The sequence below is a fragment of the Micromonospora sp. NPDC049662 genome (genome assembly GCF_040675055.1).
GTDB lineage: Bacteria > Actinomycetota > Actinomycetes > Mycobacteriales > Micromonosporaceae > Micromonospora.
Window position 1 is genome coordinate 401,927 of the sequence record NZ_JBFAOC010000001.1, and the last position, 26,536, is coordinate 428,462.

General features: G+C 68.3%; 23 protein-coding genes and 1 CRISPR repeat array. Of the genes, 11 read left to right on the forward strand and 12 right to left on the reverse strand.

Annotated elements, in window-relative coordinates; genetic code table 11:
• Nucleotides 1-55: 55 nt before the first annotated feature.
• Nucleotides 56-1,111: a C40 family peptidase gene (locus AB0J36_RS01660; protein WP_363659998.1), complete on the reverse strand. Its 1,056-nt coding sequence runs from the start codon at nucleotides 1,109-1,111 to the stop codon at nucleotides 56-58.
• A complete protein-coding gene (locus AB0J36_RS01665) occupies nucleotides 1,108-1,548 on the reverse strand; it encodes a hypothetical protein (protein WP_363659999.1) in 441 nt (146 codons plus the stop codon). The genes AB0J36_RS01660 and AB0J36_RS01665 overlap by 4 nt, the downstream gene beginning before the upstream one ends.
• Nucleotides 1,549-1,806: 258 nt before the next feature.
• Here AB0J36_RS01665 and AB0J36_RS01670 point away from each other — a divergent pair, with 258 nt between their 5' ends.
• Genes AB0J36_RS01670 through AB0J36_RS01700 form a run of 7 tightly spaced genes read left to right on the forward strand, consistent with a single transcriptional unit; the run spans nucleotide 1,807 to nucleotide 10,313 of the window.
• Entirely contained in the window at nucleotides 1,807-2,142 is a 336-nt protein-coding gene (locus AB0J36_RS01670) for a hypothetical protein (RefSeq protein WP_363660000.1), read from the forward strand.
• A gap of 3 nt (nucleotides 2,143-2,145) precedes the next feature.
• Nucleotides 2,146-2,892 carry a hypothetical protein gene (locus tag AB0J36_RS01675; RefSeq protein WP_363660001.1) on the forward strand — a complete coding sequence of 249 codons (747 nt, stop codon included), beginning with the start codon at nucleotides 2,146-2,148 and terminating at the stop codon, nucleotides 2,890-2,892.
• Between the two features lie 4 nt (nucleotides 2,893-2,896).
• Nucleotides 2,897-4,345 carry a hypothetical protein gene (locus AB0J36_RS01680; RefSeq protein ID WP_363660002.1) on the forward strand — a complete coding sequence of 483 codons (1,449 nt, stop codon included), beginning with the start codon at nucleotides 2,897-2,899 and terminating at the stop codon, nucleotides 4,343-4,345.
• The gene (locus tag AB0J36_RS01685) at nucleotides 4,342-5,832 is read left to right on the forward strand and encodes an SCO6880 family protein (RefSeq protein ID WP_363660003.1); all 1,491 of its coding nucleotides are present in this window, start codon (nucleotides 4,342-4,344) and stop codon (nucleotides 5,830-5,832) included. The genes AB0J36_RS01680 and AB0J36_RS01685 overlap by 4 nt, the downstream gene beginning before the upstream one ends.
• 12 nt (nucleotides 5,833-5,844) lie before the next feature.
• Complete coding sequence (locus AB0J36_RS01690) at nucleotides 5,845-7,284, forward strand: hypothetical protein (protein WP_363660004.1); 1,440 nt, start codon at nucleotides 5,845-5,847, stop codon at nucleotides 7,282-7,284.
• On the forward strand, nucleotides 7,281-9,116 hold the full coding sequence (locus tag AB0J36_RS01695) for a TraM recognition domain-containing protein (RefSeq protein ID WP_363660005.1): 1,836 nt from the start codon (nucleotides 7,281-7,283) through the stop codon (nucleotides 9,114-9,116). Before AB0J36_RS01690 ends, AB0J36_RS01695 begins: the two co-directional genes overlap by 4 nt.
• 27 nt (nucleotides 9,117-9,143) lie before the next feature.
• On the forward strand, nucleotides 9,144-10,313 hold the full coding sequence (locus AB0J36_RS01700) for a toprim domain-containing protein (protein ID WP_363660006.1): 1,170 nt from the start codon (nucleotides 9,144-9,146) through the stop codon (nucleotides 10,311-10,313).
• A 153-nt stretch (nucleotides 10,314-10,466) separates the two neighbouring features.
• Here AB0J36_RS01700 and AB0J36_RS01705 read toward each other — a convergent pair whose 3' ends face one another.
• The 8 genes from AB0J36_RS01705 to AB0J36_RS01740 form a co-directional block, all read right to left on the reverse strand.
• Nucleotides 10,467-11,039, reverse strand: coding sequence for a hypothetical protein (locus AB0J36_RS01705; RefSeq protein ID WP_363660007.1), 573 nt, complete (start codon nucleotides 11,037-11,039; stop codon nucleotides 10,467-10,469).
• A 299-nt stretch (nucleotides 11,040-11,338) separates the two neighbouring features.
• Nucleotides 11,339-11,854, reverse strand: coding sequence for a hypothetical protein (locus tag AB0J36_RS01710; protein WP_363660008.1), 516 nt, complete (start codon nucleotides 11,852-11,854; stop codon nucleotides 11,339-11,341).
• Nucleotides 11,845-15,144 carry a hypothetical protein gene (locus AB0J36_RS01715; RefSeq protein ID WP_363660009.1) on the reverse strand — a complete coding sequence of 1,100 codons (3,300 nt, stop codon included), beginning with the start codon at nucleotides 15,142-15,144 and terminating at the stop codon, nucleotides 11,845-11,847. The genes AB0J36_RS01710 and AB0J36_RS01715 overlap by 10 nt, the downstream gene beginning before the upstream one ends.
• A 203-nt stretch (nucleotides 15,145-15,347) precedes the next feature.
• The gene (locus tag AB0J36_RS01720; RefSeq protein ID WP_363660010.1) at nucleotides 15,348-16,352 is read right to left on the reverse strand and encodes a DUF4238 domain-containing protein; all 1,005 of its coding nucleotides are present in this window, start codon (nucleotides 16,350-16,352) and stop codon (nucleotides 15,348-15,350) included.
• 212 nt (nucleotides 16,353-16,564) lie between these two features.
• Nucleotides 16,565-17,074, reverse strand: a complete 510-nt coding sequence (locus AB0J36_RS01725; RefSeq protein WP_363660011.1) for a DUF4913 domain-containing protein — start codon at nucleotides 17,072-17,074, stop codon at nucleotides 16,565-16,567.
• Entirely contained in the window at nucleotides 17,071-18,216 is a 1,146-nt protein-coding gene (locus AB0J36_RS01730) for a hypothetical protein (RefSeq protein WP_363660013.1), read from the reverse strand. Before AB0J36_RS01730 ends, AB0J36_RS01725 begins: the two co-directional genes overlap by 4 nt.
• 19 nt (nucleotides 18,217-18,235) lie before the next feature.
• Nucleotides 18,236-19,675: a relaxase gene (locus tag AB0J36_RS01735; RefSeq protein WP_363660014.1), complete on the reverse strand. Its 1,440-nt coding sequence runs from the start codon at nucleotides 19,673-19,675 to the stop codon at nucleotides 18,236-18,238.
• Complete coding sequence (locus AB0J36_RS01740; protein ID WP_363660015.1) at nucleotides 19,672-20,088, reverse strand: hypothetical protein; 417 nt, start codon at nucleotides 20,086-20,088, stop codon at nucleotides 19,672-19,674. Before AB0J36_RS01740 ends, AB0J36_RS01735 begins: the two co-directional genes overlap by 4 nt.
• Nucleotides 20,089-20,534: 446 nt before the next feature.
• Here AB0J36_RS01740 and AB0J36_RS01745 point away from each other — a divergent pair, with 446 nt between their 5' ends.
• Both AB0J36_RS01745 and AB0J36_RS01750 read left to right on the forward strand, forming a co-directional pair.
• Entirely contained in the window at nucleotides 20,535-20,825 is a 291-nt protein-coding gene (locus AB0J36_RS01745; RefSeq protein WP_363660016.1) for a hypothetical protein, read from the forward strand.
• The gene (locus AB0J36_RS01750) at nucleotides 20,822-22,402 is read left to right on the forward strand and encodes a hypothetical protein (protein WP_363660017.1); all 1,581 of its coding nucleotides are present in this window, start codon (nucleotides 20,822-20,824) and stop codon (nucleotides 22,400-22,402) included. The genes AB0J36_RS01745 and AB0J36_RS01750 overlap by 4 nt, the downstream gene beginning before the upstream one ends.
• Before the next feature lie 113 nt (nucleotides 22,403-22,515).
• Here the strand turns inward: AB0J36_RS01750 and AB0J36_RS01755 are convergent, their stop codons facing one another.
• Nucleotides 22,516-22,920: a hypothetical protein gene (locus AB0J36_RS01755; RefSeq protein ID WP_363660018.1), complete on the reverse strand. Its 405-nt coding sequence runs from the start codon at nucleotides 22,918-22,920 to the stop codon at nucleotides 22,516-22,518.
• A 171-nt stretch (nucleotides 22,921-23,091) separates the two neighbouring features.
• A complete protein-coding gene (locus tag AB0J36_RS01760; RefSeq protein WP_363660019.1) occupies nucleotides 23,092-23,481 on the reverse strand; it encodes a hypothetical protein in 390 nt (129 codons plus the stop codon).
• Nucleotides 23,482-23,513: 32 nt separating this feature from the next.
• On the opposite strand from AB0J36_RS01760, the gene AB0J36_RS01765 reads away from it, so the two are divergent.
• Entirely contained in the window at nucleotides 23,514-24,425 is a 912-nt protein-coding gene (locus tag AB0J36_RS01765) for a site-specific integrase (RefSeq protein ID WP_363660020.1), read from the forward strand.
• Between the two features lie 30 nt (nucleotides 24,426-24,455).
• A complete protein-coding gene (locus AB0J36_RS01770) occupies nucleotides 24,456-25,022 on the forward strand; it encodes a hypothetical protein (RefSeq protein ID WP_363660021.1) in 567 nt (188 codons plus the stop codon).
• Nucleotides 25,023-25,515: 493 nt separating this feature from the next.
• Nucleotides 25,516-26,518: a CRISPR direct-repeat array (repeat unit 28 nt; unit sequence CTGCTCCCCGCGCACGCGGGGGTGATCC).
• The last annotated feature ends 18 nt before the right edge of the window (nucleotides 26,519-26,536 follow it).

Here is a 26,536-nt window from a genome sequence, read left to right on the forward strand (position 1 = left end):
AGCCTGTCCCCGCCAGCGCAGCAAATCATCCGACGGAGTACAGCGGCAGAGCTCGTCACGGCTTCGGCCTTCGGATAGCAGCAACTTGCCGGCTCCAACTGCTGACCGCGACGACCTTTACGATGTCGCCAGTCTTGGGTGCCTGAATGAGGTACTGCCGTCCGCTCCGATCAACACCGATGTACATCCCGACGTGGCCGGGGCGAGACATCGTGCCGTCCGAGCCCGGGATGAAGATCAGGTCTCCAGGCCGCATCGCTGACAGGGAGGCGACAGCAACGCCAGTGCGCATCTGGTCGGCGGTAACCCGAGGGATTTTCTGACCACCTTCGGCCCAGGAGGCCATCATCAGGCCCGAGCAGTCGTAGCTGTCCGGTCCTTCGGCACCCCAAACATAGGGCTTGCCGAGCTGGCCCAGGGCGAAAGCGACGACCGCCCGCAGTTGCGCGTCAGACGGCAGAACGAAGCCGTCAGGCAATCCATCGTCCTCCAAGGACGGCAGCCCGTCCCCGCCGTCGCTGGTGCAGACGATGTTCAAGCCATCGCTGATCAGAGCAACGAGCTGCTGGGCCTCGGGCTGCCACTTCGCGTATGCGTCGGGAAACGCCGACCGCTGCACAGCCTGCGCGACCTGGGTGAGCGGCCTGGTTTGCCAGCCACCAAGCGTGACCAGGCGCTCGTAAAACTTTCGAGCGGCGTAGCGGGGGTCGAGGATCTGCTCAGGGATGCCCCAGTCCTTGCTCGGTCGCTGCTGGAACAGACCGAGCGAGTCGTGGTCGTTTTTCTCGCCGAGGTGACCGAGGTTACGCAGGGCGGACTCCTGCATTGCAGTAGCAACCGCGATTTCCCAGCCGTAGCGCGGCACGTGCAGCTCGGCGCCGACAGCAACGATGATGGCCGCGTTGCCGACTTGCTCGGAGGTCCAGGAGCCCTGACCCGCCCAGCCGTTCGGTACGGCTGTGGCACCGGGCGAGACCCTGGGCGGGTTGATAGCGCAGTCCATCGCCGGACTAGCTCCAAGCATCGCAAGGGCGACGAACACGATCAGCGCAGACGGTGCCAGGGCCACGACAGCGAGTCCACCGGCGAGGATCGGCCACCGCCGGGTCATCGCGGACCTGCTTGGTGGATCTCGCACCCAGTAGCCCGCCAAGCGGGTTTGGCGGGGCCGCCGCAGCGCAGGGTGCAGTCCGCCAGGCTGTGCTCGGTCCAGCCGCGCCAGCCGTCCTCGCCAAGGGGGGTCACAGTTACCCGAGCCACGCGCTGGGCGCTGATCCGCGTGTCTGTTGGCTGCAGTGCGTCGACGATGGGCCCTACGACCGCGTCGACGTCCGCCCGGTGTTCGGCCCAGGTCGTCCAGCGGCCGTCCCGCCCGGCAGCCTGCCACTGTCCGGCCAAGGGGCCGCCGGCGAAGCGGAGGGCGCGCTGGTAGGCATCGCCCACACCCGTGTCCCGGCGGGTGTCAGCGCTGTAGACGGCTGCGGTGAACCGGGTGCACACCTCGCCGGGGTCGGCGTACGCGAAGCCGGGCTGCGTTGGCGGCGGCACCGGGGCAGCGGCGTCAGCCGAACTGAGGGCGGTAGTGGTCGGTCTGGTTGGCGCTGGCCGCCGGTCCATAGCGCAGCCGGCAACGGCCAACGTCAGGGCAACTGCCGCTGCTGCTCCAGTTCGCTCGTCCATGGGCACGACGGTGGCGAGTGGCAGAGGTCGTTACCGCTCCCAGTGGCCGCTGGTAGCGGCGGTAGCGGTGGCGGCAATTCCAGCGTCAACGCTGCCATCAGCGCTACCCGGCGAAGGTCCAGGGCAATGCCCAACCAGGGGCATCGTGACCTTCGGGAGACTGCCGTGTTCGCTCACTATCTCGCTCGAGCTGCGCTCGACGCTCTGGCCGCCCCTACTCCCCCGCCGGCCGCCCCGCCGGGGCTCGAGGCCACCGGGAACCTCTTCATCGGCTGGATGAAATGGGTCCTCATCGTCGCCGGCGTCGGCGGCCTGCTCGTCTGCGGAATCATGATGGCCGTCGGGCGCCGCAACCGATCGGCCTTCGCAGCCGACGGGGCGGCTGGCATCCCTTGGGTGCTGGCCGGACTCACGTGCGGCGCAGTCGCAGCCGTGGTCGTCGGCGCAGTCCTGCCGGGCTGAGCCATGACCTACGACGTCATCACTCACGCCCGCCGCACCACGCGCCGCCGGGCCACCGTTCTCTGTTTGGTCACTGCGACGGTGCTTGGCGCTGCGGCCGTTGTAGTGGCATGTGGCACCGGCCCTGATCGTCCTTCAACGTCGTCGTCGAGTCCGGTACTGGTCCGTCCTGAAACAACCGTCGACAGCCGCGCCGTCCTGCCCGATGACCTGGATTGGGTCGACATTGCGGGAGTCTCGGTGCCCGTGTCGAAACGTTCCGGTCCTCTGTTCCTCAGCGAGGGGCGAGCTCGCGGTTTCGCACACAACCCTGGCGGGGCGGTGCTGGCCGCCGTACATATCGTCATACGCGTCAACCCGCAGGTGGGCCCGGCCGTGTACGATCCCACCCTTCGAACCCAGGTCGTCGGAGCCGACGCGGCTGCGATGCTGGACCAGGTCGAGCGGGCGTACGAGGAGCTGCGTAACCAAGCCGGCGCCGCGGACGGGCAGCCCGTCGGCCGCCTCAACGCCACACTGCTCGGCTACCGGATCCTCAGCTACTCGGACGACGAGGCCGCTCTGCGCCTGCTGACCGAGGCTCCGGACGGCTCCGGTAGTTCGCTGATGGTGAGCACCGAGGTCGGCGTCCGCTGGACGGGTTCGGACTGGGCGCTGCTGGCGCCCGCTGGTGGGACGTTCGACAAGGCCGTGACCGTCGCCTTGGACCCCTACGCCGCCATGTTCCTTCCCTTCAGTGCGGGCAGGTGACCGCATGCCTCTCTGCAACCCCTTCATGCCTGCGACCTGCACAGACGTCATCGTCGGTGGAATCAATACCGGCGTCGAGGCGCGCGACTCAATGGTCAACACGATTCTCGATGGACTTGCCACTGCGGTGAAAGAAGCCATCCAGTGGGTCGCCGGCCTGCTGACGAGCTGGACGCTCATCCCGTCGAACAACCTGTGCCCGACCAGTGGTTCCGACCCGGGGCAGTGGGCCACCGACTGGGTGGCCCAGTGCAACGGCAGCGCTGGACCGGCGCAGCAGCTGCGTGGGTTCATGCTGCCGATCACGATCCTGGTCCTGGTCGCCGGATTGGTCTGGCAGGGCATCACCATCGTCGTCAGTCGCAAAGGCTCGCCGCTTCTGCAGGCGGTGCGAGGAGTCTGGAATACCGCCCTCTGGGGCAGCGTCGGCGTCGCCGGCACTCATCTGATCCTCAAGGCCGGGGACAGCTACTCGATGTGGCTGCTGGATGAAGCGATCTTCAAAGAGTCCAACGAGCCACCCAATGAGGCGATGAGCGCCGCGCTCGGAGCCTTACTGCTTCCCGGCGCCGAGGTGGCCCCGTTCGTGATGATCCTGGTCGGCGTCATCGTCATCCTCGTCGCGGTGGTGCAGACGATCCTGATGGTGTTCCGCGAAGGAGCCGTGGTCATCCTGGCTGGCCTGCTTCAGCTCGCGGCGGCCGGCTCCATCACCCGAGGTACCAGTCAGTGGCTGCACAAGACCCTCGGCTGGTCGCTCGCGCTCGCGCTGTACAAACCGGCAGCGGTGTCGGTGTACGCCACCTCGTTCGTGATGATGCGCGGCAATGGAAGGGACTGGCTGATGGGCCTCGGCATGCTGGCCCTTTCAGTGATCGCCCTGCCGGCACTGATGAAGTTCTTCACGGTGTTCACCGGCGGCGTCGCCTCCGGAGGCGGAAGCCTCGGCATGGCGGGTGCCGGCGCAGCCGCAGGCCTGCACGCCGCGTCCTCGGTACGCGGAGCGGTTGGCGGTCACAGCGCTGGCGATCACGCGCGCTACATGGACTCGCGGGGGCCTGGTAACGGCGGCGGCAACGGACCCACCGGTGCCATGCCGACTCCGTCCGTGCCCTCGCCCACGAACGGACCCGGTGGGGTAACGACCAATAGTGCGCCGACGGTGGTCGCTGGTAGCGCCACCGCCGGCGGCACCCCGGGTCCGGTAACGCCCACGACGACAGTGCCCGCCGGTTTCGGCGCTACCACGTCCGCCGGTGGTAGCGCCGCGGCCTCGAATGGCGCGGCAGCTGGGGGTGGCACGGCAGCGGCCGGGGCTGCGGGAGCCGCGACCGGGCCTGCGGCGCCGGTTGTCATCGGCACCGTCGTAGCCGCGCAGGCCGGGACCACGGCAGCGAAGGCGGGAGCCACCACTGTCAGCTCCGCGATGCGGGACGGGAGTACGTCGTCATGAGCACCGATCAGGCGCAGATCCGCACCTACGGGGGTTGGCGGCGGGCGCGGGGCATGGGCTTGTTCGGTCTCGGGCCTACGCAGACCTTCGTCGTCCTCGCGGCGATCACCGTGCTGATCGTCGCCGGTTCGATGGGGCTGCAAGCACTGGCCGTTGCTGCCGGTCCCTGTGTGCTGCTCGTGATCCTGCTGGTCCTGCGCTGGGACGGGGTGCCGCTGTCCGCCGGAATCGCACAGCGTGTGCGATGGCTGATCGGCACCAGCCGCGGCTACACCTCGTACCGCTCGGGGGTGATGGTGGCTGGCGAGCACGCCTGGCAACTGCCGGGCGTGCTCGCACCGACCACCCTGCTGACGGTCGAGGACGAGGGTTCCGGCGGGTACGGCGTGGTCTACAACCGCCGGCTGGGCACCATGACGGTGACGCTGCGCTGCGCGGCAACGTCGACATGGTTGGCCGACGCCGACGCGAGTGCGGCGTGGGTGGCCAACTGGGGTGGCTGGTTGGCGAACCTGGGCTACCTGCCGGTCATCGACCACGTCACCGTCACCATCGACACAGCGCCGGATCCCGGATCACGGTTAGCCGACCACGTCAGCCGGCGCATCGTCCCGCACGGACCAGCTTCCGCTCGCCGGGTGCTGCAACGGCTGGTCGAGTTATCCCCAGCGGCCGCCGCAGACGTCGAAACCCGAGTGTCGGTGACCTTCAAGCCCGGCGCCTCCCCCAGCAAACCGAAGAACCTCGACGAAGCGCTGGAGGAGATCAGTCGAACCTTGCCGGGTCTGCAGGACTCCCTGGGCAGCTGCGGCCTGACCGTCCTCGGCCGGGCCACTGCGGAGACCATCTCGGCCATCGTGCGGACGGCATTCGACCCGGCGAGCCGAGGTGATGTGACTCGTCTGGCGGCCACCCCGGGCCTTGATCTGACCCGATGGTTGGACTGGGACACCGCCGGGCCCGTCATGGCCGACGAGCACCTGGATCGGTACGTGCACGACTCCGGCACATCGGTGTCATGGGCGTGGCACGAGGCACCCCGCCAGCATGTGCACGCCGACGTCCTCGCCCGGCTGCTTGCTCCGGGCCCGTACCCAAAGCGGGTGTCGCTGCTGTATCGGCCGTTTCCCGCTGGGGAGGCCGCGCGGATCGTGGAAAGCGAGGTCAACGCAGCGGCGTTCCGGGCGGCCTACAACCGGGCGCAGAAACGAGACGAGTCCGCCCGCGACCACGCCGACCGGGAACGGGCCCTCCAGACCGCGCGGGAAGAAGCTACCGGGTCCGGGGTAGGCCTGATGTCGCTGTTCGTCACCACCACCGTCGTGTCCGTCGACGACCTGGGCCGGGCCATCGCCGACGTCGAATCCCGCGCCGACGTAGCCAAGATCCGACTCCGGCAGCTGCGCGCCAGCCAGGCCGCCGGCTTCGCCACCACCCTGCCCTGCGGCGTATGTCCGCCGCAGCTGGCCCGCCACTGGCCCCGCTAGCACGAGGAACCGATGAAGAACGCTGCGACCGCCGCTGGTCTGGCACCGGCCTGGGGCGTACGAGCGCCGGGCACTGGCCGAGCAAGCCACATCACCCCCGGCATGGAGTACCAGGGCACCACCGTCCAGCTCTGCGGGCTGTTCCCCTTCGTCGCCGGCTCCGGAGCGCCCACGATCGGCGTGCCTATCGGACGGCACATGCTGTGGGGCGAGGTCGTTTGCCTCGACCCCCTCGAATGGCTCCGCGAAGGCCTCATCACCAACCCCGGCGTGTTCGTCCTCGGCCAACCCGGCGTCGGCAAGTCCACCGTGGTCAAGCGGCTCATCACCGGCATGACCGGGTTCGGCACCAGCGCGCTGATCCTCGGCGACACCAAGCCCGACTACACCCGACTCGTCGAGCACCTTGGCGGGCAGGTCATCCGGGTCGGACGCGGCCTGGACCGGCTGAACCCGCTGGATTCCGGCCCACTCGGTAGTGCGCTGGCTCGAATGGGTAGCGCCGACGCCCGGCAACTCCGTCTCGAGATTCGTGGACGACGCATGTCGCTGCTGCTGGCGCTGTGCGCCCTGGTCCGCGGCCACGCCCTGAACAACACCGAGGAGATCATCCTCGGGCGGGCGATCGACGTACTCGCCGAACGGCTCGACCGCGACCCGACGGTGCCCGACGTGCTGAACCTAGTCGAAGCCGGCGCCGACGAGCTGCTCACCGCGGCCCGGGCTCGGACTGACGGCGAGTACCGCCGCCGGGTCGACCAGCTGGTACCTACCCTGGCGCTGCTCTGCGAGGGCAGCCTGCGCGGGGTGTTCGACGGCCCGACGACCAAACCGCTGGACCTGGACGCCCCCGCCGTCAGCGTCGACATCTCCCAGGTCGCCGCCGCCGGCGACCAACTGGTCGCTGCCGCAATGCTGTGCACCTGGGCGTACGGCTTCGGCATGGTCGACGCCGCATCCGTGCTAGCCGACCAGGGCCTGGCACCGCGCCGGCAGTACCTCGGCGTCATGGACGAGCTATGGCGAGCTCTGCGCGGCGCGTCTGGACTGGTCGAACACGCCGACGCGCTCACCCGGCTGAACCGGCAGCGAGGCATGGCCAGCGTGATGGTCACCCACTCTCTCGCAGATCTCGACGCCCTGCCCACGCCCGAGGACCGCGCCAAGGCGCAGGGCTTCATCGAACGGTCCGCCATCAAAATCCTCGCCGGGCTGCCACCGCGCGAACTGAACCGCGTCAACGAGGTCATCAAGCTGTCCGGGCCCGAGCGGGAACTGGTCGCGTCCTGGGCCGCACCGGAAGCATGGTTCGCCGGCTCGGTGCATCCCGGCCGAGGCAAGTACCTGATCAAGACCGGTGAGCGCAACGGGCTGCCGGTGTCGCTAAGCCTGGTCGGTGAGGAGTGGGAGCTCTACGACACCGACGCGGCGATCCGGCAGGCGCAGCCGTGAACACCCGACCGGTCGAACCGCGTGGCACTGCAGGCGGGCCGTTCACCCCGTTCCTGATGCTCGGGCTCGCGTGGGCGGCGATCGCCCTGATGTGGCTGTCTTGGCTGGCCGGACGAATTGCTTCCGCCGTGGCAGAGCAACCGGCCACCGGGCCCCGCTTCGGGTCTTCTTACCTGGAGCACCTGCTGCGTACCGAATGGTCGGCGTTGTGGCCCGGGGTCTCCCCCACCACTGTCGGTCTGATCTACGCGGTGCTGCTGGTGGCGCTGGTTGGCCTGGTCACCCTCGCGGCGGTGTGGTGGCAGGGGCGTAAGCCCGACGCTGAGGATCCTCTGCCGTCGTTGGCTGGCTCGGCTGAGGTGCGGGCGATGATGCTGCCGGCGGTGGCCGCACGGGCACGGCGCCTGCGGCGCGGCCTGGCGAATGCGGCGGTGAAGGAGGTCTCGGCCGGATCAGCGGGAGTCGTTCTCGGCGCTCATCGCCGCCGGCGCGGCTCAGGTCCTCGGCTTTACTCCTCATGGGAGGACGTCGTACTGGCGGTGATGGCCCCTCGCGCCGGCAAGACGACCGCGCTGGCCGTACAGTCGATCATCAACGCACCGGGGGCGGCGTTGGCCACCAGCAACAAGCCCGACCTGTGGGCCACAACGGCGGCCGCCCGAGCTGGGCACGGCACCGTCTGGGTATTCGACCCACAGTCCATCGCTCACGTGCCGCAGGCCTGGTGGTGGAACCCGCTCGCCGCGGTGGAGGACGTCGAGGACGCCCACCGGCTGGCCAACCACTTCGTCCAGCAGGTCCGCCATTCGCAGGGCAACGACGACTTCTGGATCCAAGGTGCGTTGGACCTGCTCACTTCGCTGATCCTGGCCGCTGCGTTGGAGGGCCGCACGCTGACCTCGGTGCAGATGTGGCTGTCGGACTCCATCTCCCGAGAGCCGACGACGATCCTCAAGAACCACGGGTTCGGCGCTTCCGCCCGGGCAATGGCCGGCCGTCAGGCCGGCGCAGCGGAAACCCGCGAAGGGCTCTACGAAACCGCCCGGACGGCTGCCGCATGCCTGGCCAACCCGACCATCATGGCCTGGGTTACACCACCGGATCTACCGCTGTCGGCACTGGACGTCGACGCGTTCGTCGAAAGCTCGGACACGCTTTACCTGCTGTCCAAGGACGGCGCCGGGGCGGCCGCGCCGCTCGTCGCGGGACTCACCGATCAGGTGCTACGCGCCGCCGTGTCGCTCGCTGAGGCGCACGGCGGCCGGCTCGACCCGCCGCTGGTCGCCTGTCTGGACGAAGCTGCGAACATCTGCAAGATCGCCGATCTGCCGGAGCTGTACAGCCACTTCGGCAGCCGAGGCATCATCCCGCTGACCATCCTGCAGTCCTACCGCCAGGGCACCCGCGTGTGGGGCGAGCAGGGCATGGACGCGCTCTGGTCAGCGGCAACCGTCAAACTGGTCGGTGCCGGCATCGACGACGCCCGGTTCGCCGAAGACCTGTCCCGGCTCGTCGGCGAGCACGACGTCACTGTCTCCTCCCGCACTCGAGATGGGAAGGGCCACACCTCGTATCAGACCTCGGTACGCCGGCAGCGGATCCTCGACCCGGCGCAGATCCGGGCACTGCCAAAGGGCTCGGCCTTGCTGTTCGCCACCGGCGTGAAGGTGGCGATGCTCAACCTGCTGCCCTGGTACGACGAGCCGAACGCCGAACGACTGACCGACGCCACAGCTGCGTCGACCGTTGAGATGACCCACCAGGCGCAACGTGCCCGGGCCGCTCGCAAGTACCGGATGACGCAACGCTCCTGGCAGGGACGGGCCGGCTGAAGCTAGCTTGGATATCGGAGGTCAGCTATGGGCGCACCTCGGATCAGCCAACCGTTGTACCCGGTACGCGGCATCGGGCTTGAGCCCGCGCGGCTGTTGGCAGCCGTCGACGCCGCAGTGACGTACTACCGGACGCAGCTTGAGTACGCCGACGGCCCTCGCGCCTACTTGGCCGGACGCGGTCTTGGCGTCCTCGTGCAGCGGGAGTGGCCGTGGCGGGTCGGGTACGCCCCACCCGGCTGGAACGCGCTGACGCGCCACCTACGCGCCGCTGGCTTCACGACGGGAGAGTTGGTCGGTGCGGGCTTGTCGACACGCACCCGAGACGATCCGGACCATCTCATCGATGTGTTCCGGGACCGGATCGTGTTCCCGGTGCGCGACCCGGTTGGGCATGCTGTGGCATTCCTCGGCCGCGCCGGCCCTGGCGCAGGGGATGGTGTGCCGAAATACATCAACAGCCCCGGGACTTCGATCTACGACAAGGGACGACTGTTGTTCGGTGTTGCAGAGCAACGGGACCGCCTCAACGATCGCTGGACACCAGTCCTGGTCGAAGGGCCGGCTGACGTCCTCGCCGTCTGGCTGTCCTACTCCCGGTCGCGCCGGACGGGAGCAGTCGCCCTGGCGCCGTGCGGCACCATGCTGACCCACGACCAGGCCGCGATCCTGCGGGAGTTGCCTGGTGCCGCCTACGGCATCGTGGCAGCATTCGACGCGGACCCGGCCGGCCATGTTGCACTAGACCGGGCCTGGCAACTACTCCGGCAGCAACGCTCACCCCGCCCGCTTTTGGCAGCTGAGTTCAACGCCGGCGCTGACCCCGCCGACCTTCTGCGCCGGACGAACGGCAGGGCGCAGCTGCGGGCCGCTCTGCAACGGCGGGCGCGACCCATGCTCGACGCGGTGGTCACCCACCGCCTCGCCCGGCTCATCGAGCGGCATCCCCGGCTACTGGAAGACATCGACGGCAGATGCGCCGCGGTGCGCGTCCTGGTGCCGCTGCTGTTTCAGACCACCAGCCCGGACGACGCGATCCGGGTCGCCCAACGCATCGTTGCCATCACCGGGGCCGGCGTCGACACCGTCGCGATTGCCGCGATCGCACACCTGGACGCGGTGTATGACCTACGCCAGCCTATCGAGGCTGCTGGGAAGCCGGATACGGCCGAAAAGCGCGGACGAACGGTGGCTTGATCAGCTGACCGCCTGAGATCACGGCGGCAGGTGCGAGGAATCGAGCTGGTCGGGGCCATTAGGCCCGCCGTTCCACTGCGGGCGCTCCGCGATCTCATCTAGCCGGTGAGAGTGCGCTTGCTGAGGTATGCGCAACTCGGGCGGGCCAGCTCTCTACTCGTGCTGCTCCTCAGTCGCGATGTCCCCCATCACCCGCAGCTCCGCGCAGTAGCTCTGCTGCTCCCTCAAGATGGAACAGACGAGCATGAGCGCCAATCGAGCGTTGTGCCTCGTGAAATGTTCCAACGTTGGCTGGTGAGCGACCACGTGTCGCGACAAGTTCTTCGGTGGCTCACTGGAACCTACTTGCCACACCCTGAAAAAGCTCGGAACCGGACCCGCGAGTACGCGTTCCTTTAATCTCAGGCGATTCGCGTCTATGCCCTGACCAGAGAACCATCTTCGGTCGGCCCATAGATACTTGCTTCTACCGTAGAGAGGTACAGCTTCCTTCCACGTCTGGCGCTTATCCTCCACGTCGAACGGCAGGGTCCGCTCCGTGGAGACCCACACCGCCAGCGGTTCAGCCAGACTGACCGCCAGAGCCATGGCCGCCTCGGTGTGCCCCGCCCGGTATGCGTCCAAGGCTTTGCCGGCGAGCACGCAATCGCTGCGCAGCCACGGGTCCTTGGATTCCGCTAGTACTGCCGCGCAGTCTTGCATGACCTCCGCGTCGCGATGTTCCAAGATCTCTACTCTAGCCGCAGCACCAGGTGCTTTGACCAACTCATGAACGATCTCCCTTCTCGGTAACCATGCCACGGGGATACCTTCCACGTATGAGATCAGAAGAAGGTCGCCTGGGCCTGCCCCGGATCCTCGCCAGTTCCGAGGCCGAACCATGTCTCTCGCAAGACTCAGTTCGTGTGGGTTGTCAACCTTCTTCGCGGCATCTGGGTCATCCACATAGGCCAGCGCGGAGATGACCCCAGACCATGAAATCCTCGGCATGCCCTTGATTGTTCAGGGCTCGCAGGCCCCCGTGTCTACTCCTTCGGGGGTTGCTCGGCGAACTTCGTTAGGAGTGCGCCCAGCGGCTTGAGTAGATTGACCGGATCCTGGTACTCAACCTGCTCCTGTTGCTCCCATGTGCCGTCGGCGTTGTATCGGGTGATCTTGTTGACCTTCTTTCGGCCCTTGGTGACGGCCACGAATAGTCCGTAAACCGCCGGCACGGCCAGCAGAACCGCTGGGTCAACCGGGAGGCGCTCGGCTGCGCTGCGGACTGCCTCACGGACTTCGTCTCGGTTTGCCTTGTCGGCCCAAAACGCGTCCAGCACGACGAGGTCCGCCTCCAACAGGGCGTCCGAATTCGCGCTCAGCTCGGTCACCGCCTGGTCGACCAGTTCGTCGGACGCCGCCGCTGCGGCAATCCGTCGCAGCTCGTCGGCCGGAGTGAAATCGGTGGTCCGGGCAATGAGGTAGCGCACGGCGTACTGGAGCTTGGCAGAGTTGATTCCCTCCGCGTTAAGGAACTGGGCCAGGCTTTCGGTCATTTCCACGATCCCTCCGTCATGAGGTTGACGGACCGCCAGCGCGGCCGCCCTCCAGCTCGTATCCGCTCGCCCGCACCCTCAACGGCCTCCGGCAGCGGCGCGCCGTCGAGGAAGCCGTCGAGGACGTCGATGACCATGCGACAGCTATCCGCGGCGACCGCGTCCCAGGCCGGCGCCACGACTGCGGCGGTCCCGCCGAGTCGCAGCGCGCCGAACATGCCAAGCCGCTCGCCGAGTCCCCGAATGTGGGCGCTGCCTGTCGAACACCCAGCCGAGAGCAAGACGGCCGGTGCGCGAGGCAGCCGCATGCTATCGCGCCAAGACCACCTGGCCCCACGGCTGGCGGCCGAGGCGGCCGCAACCGTGTGCACTGTGGGGAGACGACCATCGTGGGCCAAAATGAACGCGATGTCGCTGGCGTCGGCGGTGCGGAAGCCATGACAGAGCATCACGGCGATATCCACGCCGGACAGCAGTTCGGCGACGGCGGCCGAATCCGCATCCGAGTTGGCGAGCGCGGTCAGGGTTCGCCCGGTTCGCGTACAAACATCCTCCAGCTGGCGCCTTGCGGCAGTAAATGCCTCGAGCGTCCGTGTGCTTTCGCGATGAGTCGGCACGGTGACGAGCCCAACGCGGGTCAGCCGGCGTCGGTCGATGGTCGGTGTGACCAGCAGGGACGACCAGCTGGGGGCGTACGAGGTGGTCCAATGCGCCTTTCGCACCGCGTGCCACGGCAGCCCGTGGTGCTCGGCGTGGTCGATGATCACAACGTGTGGCCGCTCGTTCTCTGCGGCTGGGATCAGCGCACGTAACCAGTCCTCGGCTATGCGCCATTCCTTTAGGTCCAGCGGATCGCCCGGGCCGTCCGGGGGCCAGGCATCCAGACGCTCGCGCAGTCGCGCGACGAGGGGCCCGAGCCTGACGTGCAGGCTGGGCGTGTCATAAGGCCGTACGGTGCCATCCGGCGAGATGCTAGTCAGCATCGTTCGGTAGCTCTTCTCGTGGTCAAGCCACTCCAGTACGTACAGTTCTCCCTTCGGCCGAGCCAGTCGCGCGATGACCTCGTCAGGTAGCCCTCCTCGCAACAAGGCGACGTCGCGAGTCGGTCCGTCGACGCGGCGGCCGAGCATTGCGCGTCCGGTGGCGTCGCGCTGCAGGTCGGCGATCAGGCGCAGTAGGCTCGCGTCGGCGTCCTGTTCGACGGCCGCGTCTGCCATGTCCCAGAGCCTTTGCTGCTGCTCTGCGGTGCGCCCAACTAAGACGCCGGCGTCGGCGACGGCACCGTACTTGGCCGACATGGCTTCGGCGACACCGACCAAGCGGGACCGCGCGGTCTCGGCATCGCCTTCCGCGAGTCGGAGCGCTGCGACTGACAGCAGTGCGAAGGGGTCCGGATCCGCGGCTTGGGTGCGGAGATCGACCTCCAACTGCCATTGCTCCGCCGCGTCGGTACCGCCGAGGAGTTCGCTTAGGAAGGCGCTGTGCCGGGCTAGCCTTATGGCCGTGAGGAGGTTGTTGGCGTCGACGGCGCTGTGGATGCGCGACACCGCAGCGCGTACAACCTCCTGTGCCGCTGCCCGGCCGGCCTCATCGGCGCGCCCGATAACCTTGATCCACTGTATTAGGACCATCGCGAGCATTTCGTCTTGGTCGGGAATGCCCATTGACATTACGGCGTCGACCTCGCCGGGTTGCCCGTCCTCGCCCGGCAGAACGGACTGCAGTGCGACCGCACGGTGGGCCCATGGGCCGGCTGCGAGCGGCAGTGCCTCCCGCCGCGCGTCTGCTGCGTCTGCAAAGCGGCCCAGCTCGTCGTACGACACGGCTAGGCTCTCGAGGATCGCGAGCCGGCGTCCGCCAACGGCGTCTGTTAGCAACTCGCGGAGCATGGCGGCCGAGCGGTCGGGCCACCCCAGGGTGCGCAGCAGGATCGCCCGGTTGTGTTGCACAGTCGCGCGCCCCTCGTTGGTGACAATCGGAAGCAGGGCGTCGAGGACGGCTAGGGCCTCGCGGTTGTGGCCGAGTAGGCGGAGAGCATTCGATCGCTCGACGGCGAGATCGGCTTGCGCCTCCCGCGACAGCCGACTCTCGTCGGGTGCCGCCTGTGCCCCGAGCCGTTTGATCGCTATCGCGGGGTAGTCGCCCTCTTTGCACGCTTCGCCGAATCGAGCCAGCAGAATCGCCGTGCGTTCTGGATCACCCTTCACCTTCTCGATCATCAGGTCGAGGAACCGTTCCAGGTCGGTAGGCCGGCGCTCGGCCGCAAGCTGCCGGAACACCATCCGCGTCAGGGCATGCAGTGCCACCTCGTCGCCGAGGTCGACATCGAGTCGGTCAGCCAGCCACTCTGGGGACCGCGTGGTCAGTTGCGGCCGTATCCCGTCTCGGAGCACGTCCGCAACGACCTGATGATGGTTGAGGTCGCGGAGCAGCTCGGGCAGTACGGCGGCATAGGGCGGACGGTCCAGCTGTGACCGCATGTAGAAGTCCCAGAGATCCTGGTAGCGCAGGGTCTCGCGGACCAAATCGGGCGAGAGACGGAACGGCAGAAGCTCATCGGCTCCGTGACGGATCGTCGCCTCTACGTGGCAGTACAGGGTGGCCCAGGTGCCGGCGTGCGTGTTCGTGACCCCGCTGTACAGGCACGCCAGCGCGTGCACAGCGGCCAGGGCGTACCGGTGCAGCGGGTGCTGCTTGTCTGCATCGCGGCGGGCGATCAAGCTTTCGAGAAACGCCACGTCGGCGGGCTGGACGAAGGCCGGCGCGAGGATTCGCCGAACGTCTCGGTCCAGGCTCGCATCGAGGGGCAGGTCGATAAGCGCGATCAGTACCGCTTTCCGTAGGTCGGCGACGCGCTGAGGGTCCGGCACGCCGAGCAGCCGGTCGCCACCCTTGAGGTCGCCATCAACGAGCGCTCCAATGATCAGCTGGCTCGGCGCGTCGATGGACAGCAGGCCCCTCCTGGTGAGCCGGCTGTCTCGGCCGCCGAGGAAGTCTCGCGCAACCCGCAGGGCGCCCGCCCGCCTGCTCACTACGTTGCGCCGGAAGATCTCGATCGATCGTGCCCGGCGGGGTGGCGGTGCTTCAGGCCCGAGGACTGCAACGGCGGCCCGTAGTAGATCCGCCCGGCCCGCCGGAACGCACACGTCGGCCGGCGACAATACGGCCCTACTGTCGCGCAAAACGTATGCCTCGGCTGCGGTCTGCCTGGTCCCGCAGGCGGGACAGCGCTGGAGTCCATCGATGTGGGACAACTGCCGCAGGTCGTTGGCATCCCAGAGGTCGAGCAAGACCACACGCGTGCAGTCTGCGACTGACGCTGCGTGGCCACACTCGCTACAGACGCTTGCCGACATTCGGCGAGCCTCGCATGACGGCTGGTAACCGGGCAACCATCCCGACGGGCGTAGCTGGATTTCCAGCGCCGTTACCGCATCACCCATCTCCGACCAGCGTTCACTGTACCGGCAAGACGACCCTCGCCAACGGCCATCGGCTGTCAGTTGACCATATCCACTCCGCCGAGACTCTTGATCAACTGACTTAAATCTGAATCAGCGATCGGCTCAAAACCGGCAGGGAACGTCGGATTACCGGTGCCTGGTGACAGCGTCACACGCGGCGCCGGCAGCTTTGGCGCGTTTCCCCCGAGGTGCAGGTCGCGGGGCCACCTCATGTCCGGGTGTCGATAGACCGTGAAGGAGCACCAGGTGACCTGCGCCTGGTTGGCGATCTTGACAAGTTCGGGAGTCAAGGTGACAGCCGGGCCCTGGCGGCGGCGGCTCGCGATGAGCAGACGATTCGGGGCGACCGGCAGTAGGAGGTCCGCGTCATCCGGAAGCGCCCCTGTCCAGCCCAGCGGAGGTCCGCCCGGATGCCACAGGACGGCTGGGGAGTCGCTGATCAACAACGCGCGGCGTGAGCCGGACGCCAGCACGAGGTCGCGACTCTCCAGGTTGTTCGCCAACCGGTGAGCCGTTCTGAGCATGAGGCGTAGTCGGGTGCGTGACTTGTCTGCATCGGCAGGCTTTGCTGGAGCATCCCGGCGTGCCTGCTCGAAGACGGCTTGTAGTTCAGCGCCAGCCAGCGGGCTGACGCGGCTCTTGTTGAGCTCACCGACGACTTCCGCCGCATACATAATTGGCCACAGATGATTTTCGACTTGTTGGTCGATGTTACGGAAGGTCGGGGTACGAGCGATCTGGAAAGCGACCAACCTCTTGAGGGTGCTCAAATCCGCCTGTGCGGACGGGAGTCGGCCGACGACGAGATCCTGGACCATCCGCTTGGCCGGATCCTCGATGTGGTTGGCAAGGTACGTCTCGACGGCCTGAGGGTCGGTAGCGGCAGGGGACTCGTCACGATAGAAGTGAGCCACCACTGCTGCACCCTTCACGCCCGTAAGGTGCTCCTTACCGGCTCGGTTATGTGCCACTAGTCGCCCGTTTCTGGCGAAGGCGTTGAGCCACAGTTGCGGAACGGTGTGGTTCCGGCGCGGAGGCATGCCTCGTAGTGTCCCAACCCCGTCCTGGAGGCGTCGACCGGTTCTTTCCTCGTCTGGTCACCCTGGCGCACTGTCATGCCACTAACAAGGCGCGTCGATGGCGAGCGTGCTCCCGCGAAGGCTGGGGTCTGGTTCAGCCTGACTGGTGGGAACCGACGGCGGAGGAGCATCACTTGTACGTGAGCATGCACGCCGCCGGCGCCGGCCCGGTGTCAGTCCCACCAACTCCACCAGCTCTGTGGCGCGGGCTCGGCCGGCAACTCAGGTGACGAGCGGTGCCGGTGCTCCCCAAGTTCGCCACTCGCAGCGCAGTTGCGGAATGGGCCGTCGTCGCTGTACAGGATGGGTAGTTGGTGGTCGAGCTCTCTTAGCCAGGGCAGCATGCCGGTCATCTGTAGGCGGGCCTGTTCCCAGCCGTACCAGAGCGCCGTCAGCCGTGTGACCGCTTCGTCGTGGCGCCACCATTGCTCGCACCAGTGCCACCGGGTCAATCCGACCTCGCCGACGGGGCGCGGGAAGGTCGGCAGCAGGTAGGTGGTCACCCACTGCTCGACCGTCGAGTACAGCGGCGGCTGATCATCCCCGTCGCCAGCATCGACGCGTTCGGCTCGGGCCCGATGCAGCTCGGCAACCTGCGCCGCCAGTCTCGCCACCTCAGCAGCGAGCTCGTCGAGCTGAGCGGCTGCGTCAGTGCGGGTCCGTTGCGACGTGGTGGCCGTCATCGTGTCCTGCCCCGCATCGGCGCGGCGGTGACCGCTGCTGCGGGTTGCTTCCCGGCGACTGCAAGGCTGATCTGAGCTACGCGAAGCTTTGGGAAGGCCTGCACCCAAGCCGGCGTCGCGAGTGTGTCAGCGCGGGGGACGGCAGCCGCAGGGGCGACGAGGTGATCGGCGTTGTCGTCGTGGAGCGCGCTCGCGGACTGTCCGGCTGCGTGCTCGTCAGCCGAGGTACGGGGATCGTCGACTGTCCCGCCGTCGCGGACTCCTTCGCCGCGCTCAGCAGCAGCCCGGCTCCGCAGGTCGCGGGCCAAGGCCTCCTCCACGTGGCCCTGCGCAATGCGGATCGCCTCGACCGGCTGTCCGCCGGTGCCGCCAGCCCTGAGCACCTGGTTCATCTCTACGACGAGGTCGCGGAGCAGTTGCACCGGCTCGCCAGCGGGAAGCTTCCCGGTGGCACGCCACTGGCGCTGCAACTCGTCGAGGGCCTCTGGCCGGACGTGCTCGGCCAGCTTCATCGCCTCCTGCCTAACGGCGGCGTCGAAGTCATCGATCACGGCAGGACCACCAGGTGGCAGCTCTGCTGGACCGTCAGGGGCGATCCCCTGCCGGTCTGGTGTGCCGCCGTGTGCGCGAGCTTCGCCGTACGGTCGGTGGCTTGAGCGGGCGTCACGCTCCCATACCTCCCGGGCTGCGGTACGCATGGCCTCAGGGATTGGTGCTCCCGCCTGCCGGTGGCGGGCGTAGGCGACCATCAGGTCCGGCCGGATCTGCCGCAGCCGTTGCTCGGCGAACTCGGTCGCCCGCTGGGCTACCGGGTCGCTGCTGCCGTGGATCGTCGCGGTACGCCAGACGGCGGCGGCCTCAGCGAAACTGGCCTTGTTGACGAGCCAGTCGCCGTCGAGCGCAGCCGCCATCCGTTCCCGGTCCGCCCGTACCTTCGCTGCCAGCCGGTCGGCCGCACGGCGGGCTGCCGCGGCGGCCTGGTCACGGCGGGCCTCGCATTCCCGTTCTGCGGCCTTGTTCTGAATGCCGACGGCCGCCCAGCGGGCGCCGGCCTCGCCGACGGTCGCCATCGTCGCCAGCCCTTGCAGGAACTGTTGGCGCGTCTCGGCCATCGGGTCCTCGTGTTGCTGCGGCTGCGGCACGTGCACCTCCCTTGCCTGCTCAACGGCCGCGCGCGGTATGCCGGCCGCCTCCCACTGTCGGTACAGGTGTTGACGTCGGAGTTAGCGGCAGCGTTACCGCCTGTTGCCGTCCGCCCGCTACCAGCCGCAGTGCGTCGGCTGCGGAGCGGGCTGCTTCGGCCTGATGGAGGCGTTGCTGGGCGTTCCGTAGCTGTTGGAGGGTGTCGGCGAGCCGCGCCAGGTCCGTCACCAGCGCGAGGGCTGCGATGGTGTCGTCGTCGCCGGAGATCCGGCCTAGGAGCGCTATCAGGCGCGACATAGCGCGCATCTCCTGGGAGCGGCTGGTGGATTTGTGGACCCGGCCGTACAGGTCCCGCGCCGCACGGTCGAACGCCTCGGCTGCCCGGTGCATAGGCCCACGCCGGTCACCCTCCAGCGAAGCGGCCAGGCTGGTGAGAAGGTCGGCTGCGGCAACCGCGGTCGCCTGCGCCCGCCCGGGGGCGGTACGGGCGTCGCGGTGGATGTCGTCGGCTGCCGCGGTGACGACCGTGGCGGCCTGGCGCATCGCGTCGACCCGTTCGGTCCCGCCAACCCGGTGCGCCGCAGGCAGGGACGTCGGGGTGCCCCATCGCAGCCGCAGCTTCGGCAGGGTCATGTCGGGTGCCAGCCGGCCTCCGCCGAAGTACACCGGCCGCCCGCCGTTGGTGCGTCCGGTGGGGAGAGCTACCGCGTACCCGGTGATGTGGTCGGGATCGGTGCTGCTGTGCCGGAGCCGGACCAGCAGCCCCGCCGCGCGTAGCCGGGCGAAGAACTCTTCCTGCGAGCCCGCTGCGGCCACGGCCGCGCGTACCCGCCGGCGTAGCTCGTCGCGGGGCGTCTGAGCGCGGCCGATACGGCGGGCTTTGCTGACCTCGGCGGGGTGGGGGCGCCGGTGGGCGGTGCGGTCGGTCGGCGGGACCCGGCGGTGCAGGTTGTAGCGGCGGGCGACGTTGTAGGTGGCCTTGACGCAGCGCGGGTAGTCGTTGCGCATCCAGTTGGTACGGCCGTCTTCGCGGACCAGCGTGGCGACGATGTGTACGTGGTCGTCGGCGTGGCGCATCGCTACCCACCTCACGCCGGGATCGGTGGCGGTGGTGGCCACGCCGACCTCGGTCAGCATCTGCATTGCCATGTTCGCCCACGTCGTGTCGCTGACGCTGCGATGCCGATCCTCGGGTGCGAGCCGCATGCTGGCGTGCCAGACGAACTTGGTCGGCGGCCGGTAGCCGGCGCGGACCGGCTGCTCCAGCAACGCCGTCAGTCTGCGGACGTCGCGCTTGCCGCTGGCGGCGAGCTGGGGCTCAAACTCCGTCAGGGGGCCTGCGCCGCCCCAGGCGGCCACCAGGTGCGGGTTGACGTGTTCTTCCGCCTTGCCTGGGCCCCACAAGTAGCGCAGTAGCCCACCGACCCGCGAGCCCCGCCGGTGGACCCGGGTGATCACCGCAGCTTCCTATCGATCCGGGAGATCACCTCATCGAGTCGGGTCACCGCCGCGGCGCAGAGCCGGACGGCCTCGGTAGCCCAGTCGGGCAGCTGGCCACTGGCGTTAAACGCCGCAGCAGCCTGATTGACGTTGTTGCCGAACATCACCACAGCACGGCGAGCGGCGAACAACTCGTGCTGTAGATCGCGCAGGTCGCCGGTCGTACCACCGGGTGCCTGAGCGGCGGACGCGGCAGCGACCGCGGCCTTCGCCGCGTAGCCGGTCGCGGTCAGCTGCGCGACCGCCGCCGCGGTGTCGATCGCAGCTTTCTCCTCTTCGGACAGCCTGAGCAACACGGCGTGCGGACGGGCGGGCCGGTTGTGGGCACGATGACGGGCCTTGGGGGGCGGGTCAGGCTTCTCAGTGTCCATCGCTCCCACTGTGCGCCTGCGGCGTTGCCGTCGAGGTCAGCGCCAGCGGCTACCACAGTCGGCTTGGGCGAAGTGACGGGCACGGACCCGCCTGTATTGCCGATCTGCGACCGCGCCCGGTCGCACATCGATAAGCAATGGCCATATCTTGCTCTGCCCTGCCTGTCGCTTGCTCTGCCCTGCCTGTCGCTTGCTCTGCCCTGCCCGTCACTTGAAGTGTCCGGTCCGCGCGAACCTTGCGAGTGTCCGGGTGACTTTGCGAGCGGTCTTGCGAGGTGTTCGCATGACCTTGCGAGTACTCGTTGCGGTTCGGGGTGGCCGGGCAGAGGCAGGCATCGAGGGGCGTGCACAATCTTGGTGTGACTGTCGATCTTCCCGCACGGCGACAGAGTACGCCCGCCCGTCATCGCCAGCATGTCTCTCCCGGACGGCCGCACAGGGTCTACGTGCGGCTGTCGGAGGAGGAGTTCGCCCAGGTGAGGGCGGCTGCTGGGGAGGCCCGGTTGACGCCGACCGGGTACGCCGGGGAGGTCACGATCGCGGCGGCTCGCGCGGCGACCGGCGCTCGCGGACCTGGATCGCGCTTCGAGCTGGCGACGGTGCAGCGTGAGCTGTTCGCCGTCCGCAGCGCCCTGGTCGGCGCTACGACGGTGCTCGACGCAGGCCGGTGCGCCGCCGCAGTGCAACGCCTGGACGAGGTGGTCGACCGCGTGCACGCGCTGCTCAGGTCGACGTGATCTGCCGGATCCGCCGCCGCAGCGCACGCCCGCTGGACCTGCTGCGCTACCTGTTCGGACCGGGTGAGCGGGGCGAGCACGACAACCCACGGCTCGTTGGCGCTTGGGCGAGGGCCGCGGTCGGCGGCGTCCACGAACTGGCCAGGTCGGCGCAGGGCTTCTCGGTGGTCCGGCTGTCCCGCCTGCTCGACCAGCCCGTGGCCGCCGCGATCAACCCGCCTCGCCGGCCGGTCTGGCACTGCTCGGTGCACACCCACCCGACGGATCCGGCTCTGTCTGATCAGCAGTGGGGCGCGATCGCCGCCGAGTTCACCGCTGCGGTCGGGCTGGCACCACCGGCCGATGACGCCAGCGCCCGGTGGGTGGCGGTGCGCCACGGCACCGACCACGTCCAGGTCAGCCGACCCCGCGTCGCCACCAGCCAATCCCGATACATCGCCGCGGACCTGCTCGCCGCCGTCACCGGCCTGCCACACGCGCTGCTCGTCCGCGCCGTGATCGAGCTGCGCCAGCCCGAACCGGACTGGTTGGCCCACCGCCACGAAGCGCAGCGCGGCTGCCCACGCTGCACCGCCCGGCACCCCGGCGGAACCGTCTTCCAGCTACTGCCGCACCACCGCTACGTCTGCACCCGCCACCGGATCTGGATCGGACCGCCCGACCTGGTCGACCAGCCCTGCCTGCCACTGGACGACCTGCCCGAAATCGTTGCAGCGCAACGCGCTCACCTGCGGCTGCTGCGCCGCCTCGGCCCGGCCGCCACGTTCGACGCCGTCCTCACCGGCTTCCTCATCTGCGCCCACCGCTGGAGCCAGAACCCGGCCGACGACAACGACACCGACGCACGCCTCGACTGGCGCGACCGCGCCGACGTCCTCATCCCCCACGGCACCGAGAAGACCACCTTCAGCACCACGCGGCTGTTCGCCGTGACCTACCCCGAAACCGTCAAGGTCGCCGCACTCGTCGGGTCCCTGCACTGGCGGCGCCTCGCCGCCGGCGGCCCCGACGACCAACTACGGTTCGCCATCGAAATCAGGCGGCGGCTCGGCGACCCCGACTACCGGCCCCAAGTCACGCACGACCCGATCGCCCGCTGGATCGACCAAGACTGCTGGCAGCCACCCAGCCTGCCCCGCAGCACCTACCGCGCCGCTCGATCCTTCGGCGGGCGCACCGGCCCGAAGGTCACCGACCGCGCCCGCGACAGCAACGCCCGCAGCGCCACCTGGTTCGCCCGCACCCGCCGCGGCGGCCGGGCCATGCTCTATCACCGCCACCTCACCGCGGTGCTGGCCCGCGACTGGTCTGTCCCCATGACCACGTTGTCGGCCACCGTCACCGCCAGCGCGACCACCCGAAAATTCCGCGACGAAGCAGTCCCGAATACCTCCGCCGCGACCCTCACCGAACTCGCAACCGCCGAGTATCTGCGACCCCACGCGGCCCCGTCGGACTACCTCGACACCGCCGTCACACCGGCCCCCTGGCCAACCCGGACCAGCCCCAAAATCAGTGCCGGCCGACTCACGCTGGGCAAAGAACGCACCGGCTTCGGAATGCCGATTCCGCGGTGACCGGCCGCTCACCGCCCGGCGACGGGCATTCACGACTTGGCCACCGAGGACACCGACAACCCGGGAGCGCGGCACCGGGAAACTACGGGATGATCAGGTCTAGGCGCTGGAGCTCAGGTAGGCGCGAGCCATCGGGTCACTATGTCGGTGAAGACCACCTGATAGGGAAGACCTCGTAGATCTTCTGCGGTCACATCCAGGCCGCGAGCCCGAGCTAGCTCGGCCAGCCACGACCAAGGATGTTCCTCTGCGGACTCTTCGGCGTGGTCGGGAAGCACGGCGTTCAACACGTACTGGGTGATGCTGTCCCGAGTCTCGACGAGCGGAACGACGCCACCCGGGACGCCGGTTGATCTAGCAGTGACAGTGAACCCACGTTCCGCGTGCAGGAGCACGCGCCGACCGTCCTCCAGCACCGCCAACTCACTGACCGTGAAGCTCCGGGTACTTGCATCCTCGGGGTACGCCCCTCGAAGATCGCAGCTGGCAACTAGGCCAACGATACGACCGGGCTCCACCGGGGGAAGATTTTCGGGAGCTCGGTAGGCGCCCGGGTACGGGCGCCAACCGGCTTGTCCGCTGCTCACTGTCCGACCCCCGAGATTCCCGTGATCGTTCCTGCTGTAACCAATAAACCGTGTCACCTGATCACCGGTTACGGTCGTCGCCGGGACGGCGGCAGCTTTCGATCAGGGGCTACACGCGCGGTTCACGGCACCCCCGTAGTACCAGCCGGAAGGGTCGGCGACACCGATCAGATCGACATCAGTAGCACCCCTCCAGCCGACGGTCGTGCTGTTTGAGCAGTTGATCCTCGCATTAGATCTGCGGCCGGATCCGCCTCCAGCGAGGTAGTCGCCCGAGCCCGAGGCAACCGTCAGCCACCGGCAACCGAGAGAATCGCACCAGTACGCCTGCAGTTCGATGTCCACGTTCGCCATGCTCGGACACGTGCCGGCGACGTAGAGCCAGTAGCCGTGGACGGATTTCTCGCCACTGCCATGCGGGTCGTCGTTGGCCTGCCTGTACGTACAGGAACCCGCAACGATGTTGCCTGACTCATCTAATGCGTGATCCACGCGTTGGATGCGAGTGACGGAGGGCGGTCACGGTGGGGTCAAACGGATCGGCGCCGGGCGCAGCCCGGCTGCAGTTGGTCGATGGGGTGCCGCTGCTGCGCCCGGCCGAGCAGGTGTTCGACGCGATGCTCGACGGGTGGCGCAACCAGCAGTTGGCGCGCAACCTCGCGGCGAGCACGGTCGAGGGCCGGCGGGCGACGGTCCGCGCGTTCGCGACGGCGGCCAACGCGTTCCCGTGGCAGTGGGCGCCGCAGATGCTCGACGAGTGGCTCGGGGATCTGCGCTCGATCCGGCATGTCAAGCGGACCACGATCCGTTCCTATCAGGACGCGGCGCGCTCGTTCTGCCAGTACGTCACCGATCCGGCCTATGACTGGGCGACGCAGTGTGAGGCCCGGTTCGGGTCACATCCGATCCAGGTGGTCCACGAGTGGAACACCGCGGTGCACGTCCAGGAGAACGAGGCCGACGCCGCGAAGCGGGCGTTCACCCTCCGCGAACTGCACACCTTCTTCGCCTACTGCGATGAGCAGGTGGACCGCATCCGCAGCTTCGGCCGCAAGGGCTGGCTGCCGGCGTTCCGCGACGCGACCCTGTTCAAGACTGCGTACGCCTACGGGCTGCGCCGCAACGAGACCCGGATGCTGGATGCGACCGACTTCGGCCGCAACCCGCGCGGGACGGAGTTCGGCGAGTACGGCGTCTGCTACGTCCGGCACGGCAAGGCCAAGAAGGGCTCACCACCGAAACGGCGCAGCGTGCTGACGGTCTTCGGCTGGACGACCGACGTGCTCGACGAGTGGTTCAGCGAGGGCAGACCGCTGTTCGGCGTTGGCCGTCACCGGAATGAGCAGCCAACGCGCGAAGCAGCTCTTCTCGTCGAGTTCCGTGAACCAGCGGACCTTCAACCGGAACGCCGTCACACCATCCGTGCTGATCAGTAGCCCCGGATCGACGCCACGCGACGGCGGCCCATGCTCCGCTGGCACCGGACCCGGCCGCGCCTGCTCGAACGGATTCGCGAACTCACCGTCACCATCGGCCGCCGCAGTGAAGACCGCCAGCTCCCCACTGCGAACCTCGATCATCACGCCGTCAAGGTCCTGATCGTCCGGGTACTCCAACGCCGCCGCCAGCACACTCCGGTAGTCCGGTCCTCCAGCCTGCACCAACGCCAGGGCACCGGACCCGCCCCGGAAGACCTCGACCCAGCTGTCATCCCGGACGACGCCGTCCCCGCCGACGAGAGCCGCCATCCGCGAGCCGACTGCAAGCCCGGTCTCCTGCCACGTCAAGTGCACGGTCCGATCAAACTCGTCGTCGGTATGCCCACGCCAATCACTGCGCCCGGCGCTGTCTATGGCGAGGAACTGCTCACCGTTGGTCCACAACCGCCCGACATGAATCCACTCGTCCCGCATCAAGCCAGTATCTCGACCGACCTGGAGGGCTCCGCTATCGGGCCGAACCTTCCTTACCGGCCTTCTCGACCACGCAGCGTAGTTGGCTGCCTGGATACCGGCCGGATACGCGACAGTTGAATAGGCGGTCTCACCAGTAAGTCCCAAGAGCCTGACCCAGCCACCGATTCCGCAAAGTAGGTCCGGACAACCGGACCACCAACCGTTCGGATCTACCCTACGAACGCCTGGTCAGCCACCTTGCCATCCGCAATCATGAAGCGGACGAGACATGAAGCGGTCGTCCTGCACCTGGCTTACGTCGGCCGGCGAGTGTGACGTGGCGGAGATCAGCAATCCCGACGCTGCGTCGGCACTTTGCAGGCGTCACGCCGGTGGCCGCGTAGGAATTCTGAGCAGCTCGGGCTGCTCAGGCCTCGTCGTCCTCGGCGCGCACCGTGCGGTAGTGCTCGTTCGCTAGTCGTTCACTTGAAGCTCATCACCTACCCTTCAGTAGAGTCTCCTTGCGCCTCAGACCCCAAGGTCAACCGAATGAAGATCATGGGGGACGATCTTGCGACACCTAGTGAATGAAAAATTCAAAGTTGATCTATAGGGCCGCAGGTCAAGAAGTCTGCTCCCCGCGCACGCGGGGGTGATCCCGCGCTGCGCTTCCCGGCGCCGGCGAGCGTCAGCTGCTCCCCGCGCACGCGGGGGTGATCCCATCATGCGCGGCAGCCACGACTTCAGCTCCGACTGCTCCCCGCGCACGCGGGGGTGATCCCGGGGGGACGCGGCGCGCTCACCTCGGGTTTACCTGCTCCCCGCGCACGCGGGGGTGATCCCAGCTACTTCGAGACGAACGCGGCCAACTGGACCTGCTCCCCGCGCACGCGGGGGTGATCCCCGGCGCCGGCGGTGGCGGTACGCGCCCGGGTGCTGCTCCCCGCGCACGCGGGGGTGATCCTGCGGGCTTCTGGGCGGCCGTGGCGGCTATGGCCTGCTCCCCGCGCACGCGGGGGTGATCCCTCGTCGATGATCGCAACGTCGACGTCGTCCGTCTGCTCCCCGCGCACGCGGGGGTGATCCCTTCGTGATGCACGTGACGGTCGGTGCGCTGTTCTGCTCCCCGCGCACGCGGGGGTGATCCCCTGACACGGCACACCGACAGGCGTCGCGGCTCTGCTCCCCGCGCACGCGGGGGTGATCCCGTCGACGACTACAAGCCGGCCCCGGGCGAGCCCTGCTCCCCGCGCACGCGGGGGTGATCCCATCGCCCAGCTCGCCACCCTCGGTGTCACCCGTCTGCTCCCCGCGCACGCGAGGTGATCCCGTCCGGCCGCTGTGAGGGGCCTACGGGGGGTCCTGCTCCCCGCGGACGCTGGGGTGATCCCGGCGCCAGGACCTTGGCCTGGATCCCGGTGACCTGCTCCCCGCGCACGCGGGGGTGATCCGGGGACCATCGGCCAGGAGCTGAGGGCGATGCGCTGCTCCCCGCGCACGCGGGGGTGATCCTGGGTAGCCGCGACCACCGTTCCGGTCGCGACCCTGCTCCCCGCGCACGCGGGGGTGATCCCGGCACACCCGTAGCCCGCTGACCAGGAGGTATCTGCTCGCCGCTCACGCGGGGGTGATCCGCTGATCGAGGTCACGTT

Excerpts from the sequence above, each read along its gene's own strand:
- AB0J36_RS01740 (WP_363660015.1), bottom strand. The coding sequence starts at position 20,088 with ATGGACACTGAGAAGCCTGACCCGCCCCCCAAGGCCCGTCATCGTGCC.
- AB0J36_RS01670 (WP_363660000.1), top strand. The coding sequence starts at position 1,807 with ATGCCCAACCAGGGGCATCGTGACCTTCGGGAGACTGCCGTGTTCGCT.
- AB0J36_RS01660 (WP_363659998.1), bottom strand. The coding sequence starts at position 1,111 with ATGACCCGGCGGTGGCCGATCCTCGCCGGTGGACTCGCTGTCGTGGCC.
- AB0J36_RS01720 (WP_363660010.1), bottom strand. The coding sequence starts at position 16,352 with ATGCCTCCGCGCCGGAACCACACCGTTCCGCAACTGTGGCTCAACGCC.
- AB0J36_RS01770 (WP_363660021.1), top strand. The coding sequence starts at position 24,456 with ATGCTCCGCTGGCACCGGACCCGGCCGCGCCTGCTCGAACGGATTCGC.
- AB0J36_RS01675 (WP_363660001.1), top strand. The coding sequence starts at position 2,146 with ATGACCTACGACGTCATCACTCACGCCCGCCGCACCACGCGCCGCCGG.
- AB0J36_RS01690 (WP_363660004.1), top strand. The coding sequence starts at position 5,845 with ATGAAGAACGCTGCGACCGCCGCTGGTCTGGCACCGGCCTGGGGCGTA.
- AB0J36_RS01680 (WP_363660002.1), top strand. The coding sequence starts at position 2,897 with ATGCCTCTCTGCAACCCCTTCATGCCTGCGACCTGCACAGACGTCATC.
- AB0J36_RS01725 (WP_363660011.1), bottom strand. The coding sequence starts at position 17,074 with ATGACGGCCACCACGTCGCAACGGACCCGCACTGACGCAGCCGCTCAG.
- AB0J36_RS01700 (WP_363660006.1), top strand. The coding sequence starts at position 9,144 with ATGGGCGCACCTCGGATCAGCCAACCGTTGTACCCGGTACGCGGCATC.
- AB0J36_RS01685 (WP_363660003.1), top strand. The coding sequence starts at position 4,342 with ATGAGCACCGATCAGGCGCAGATCCGCACCTACGGGGGTTGGCGGCGG.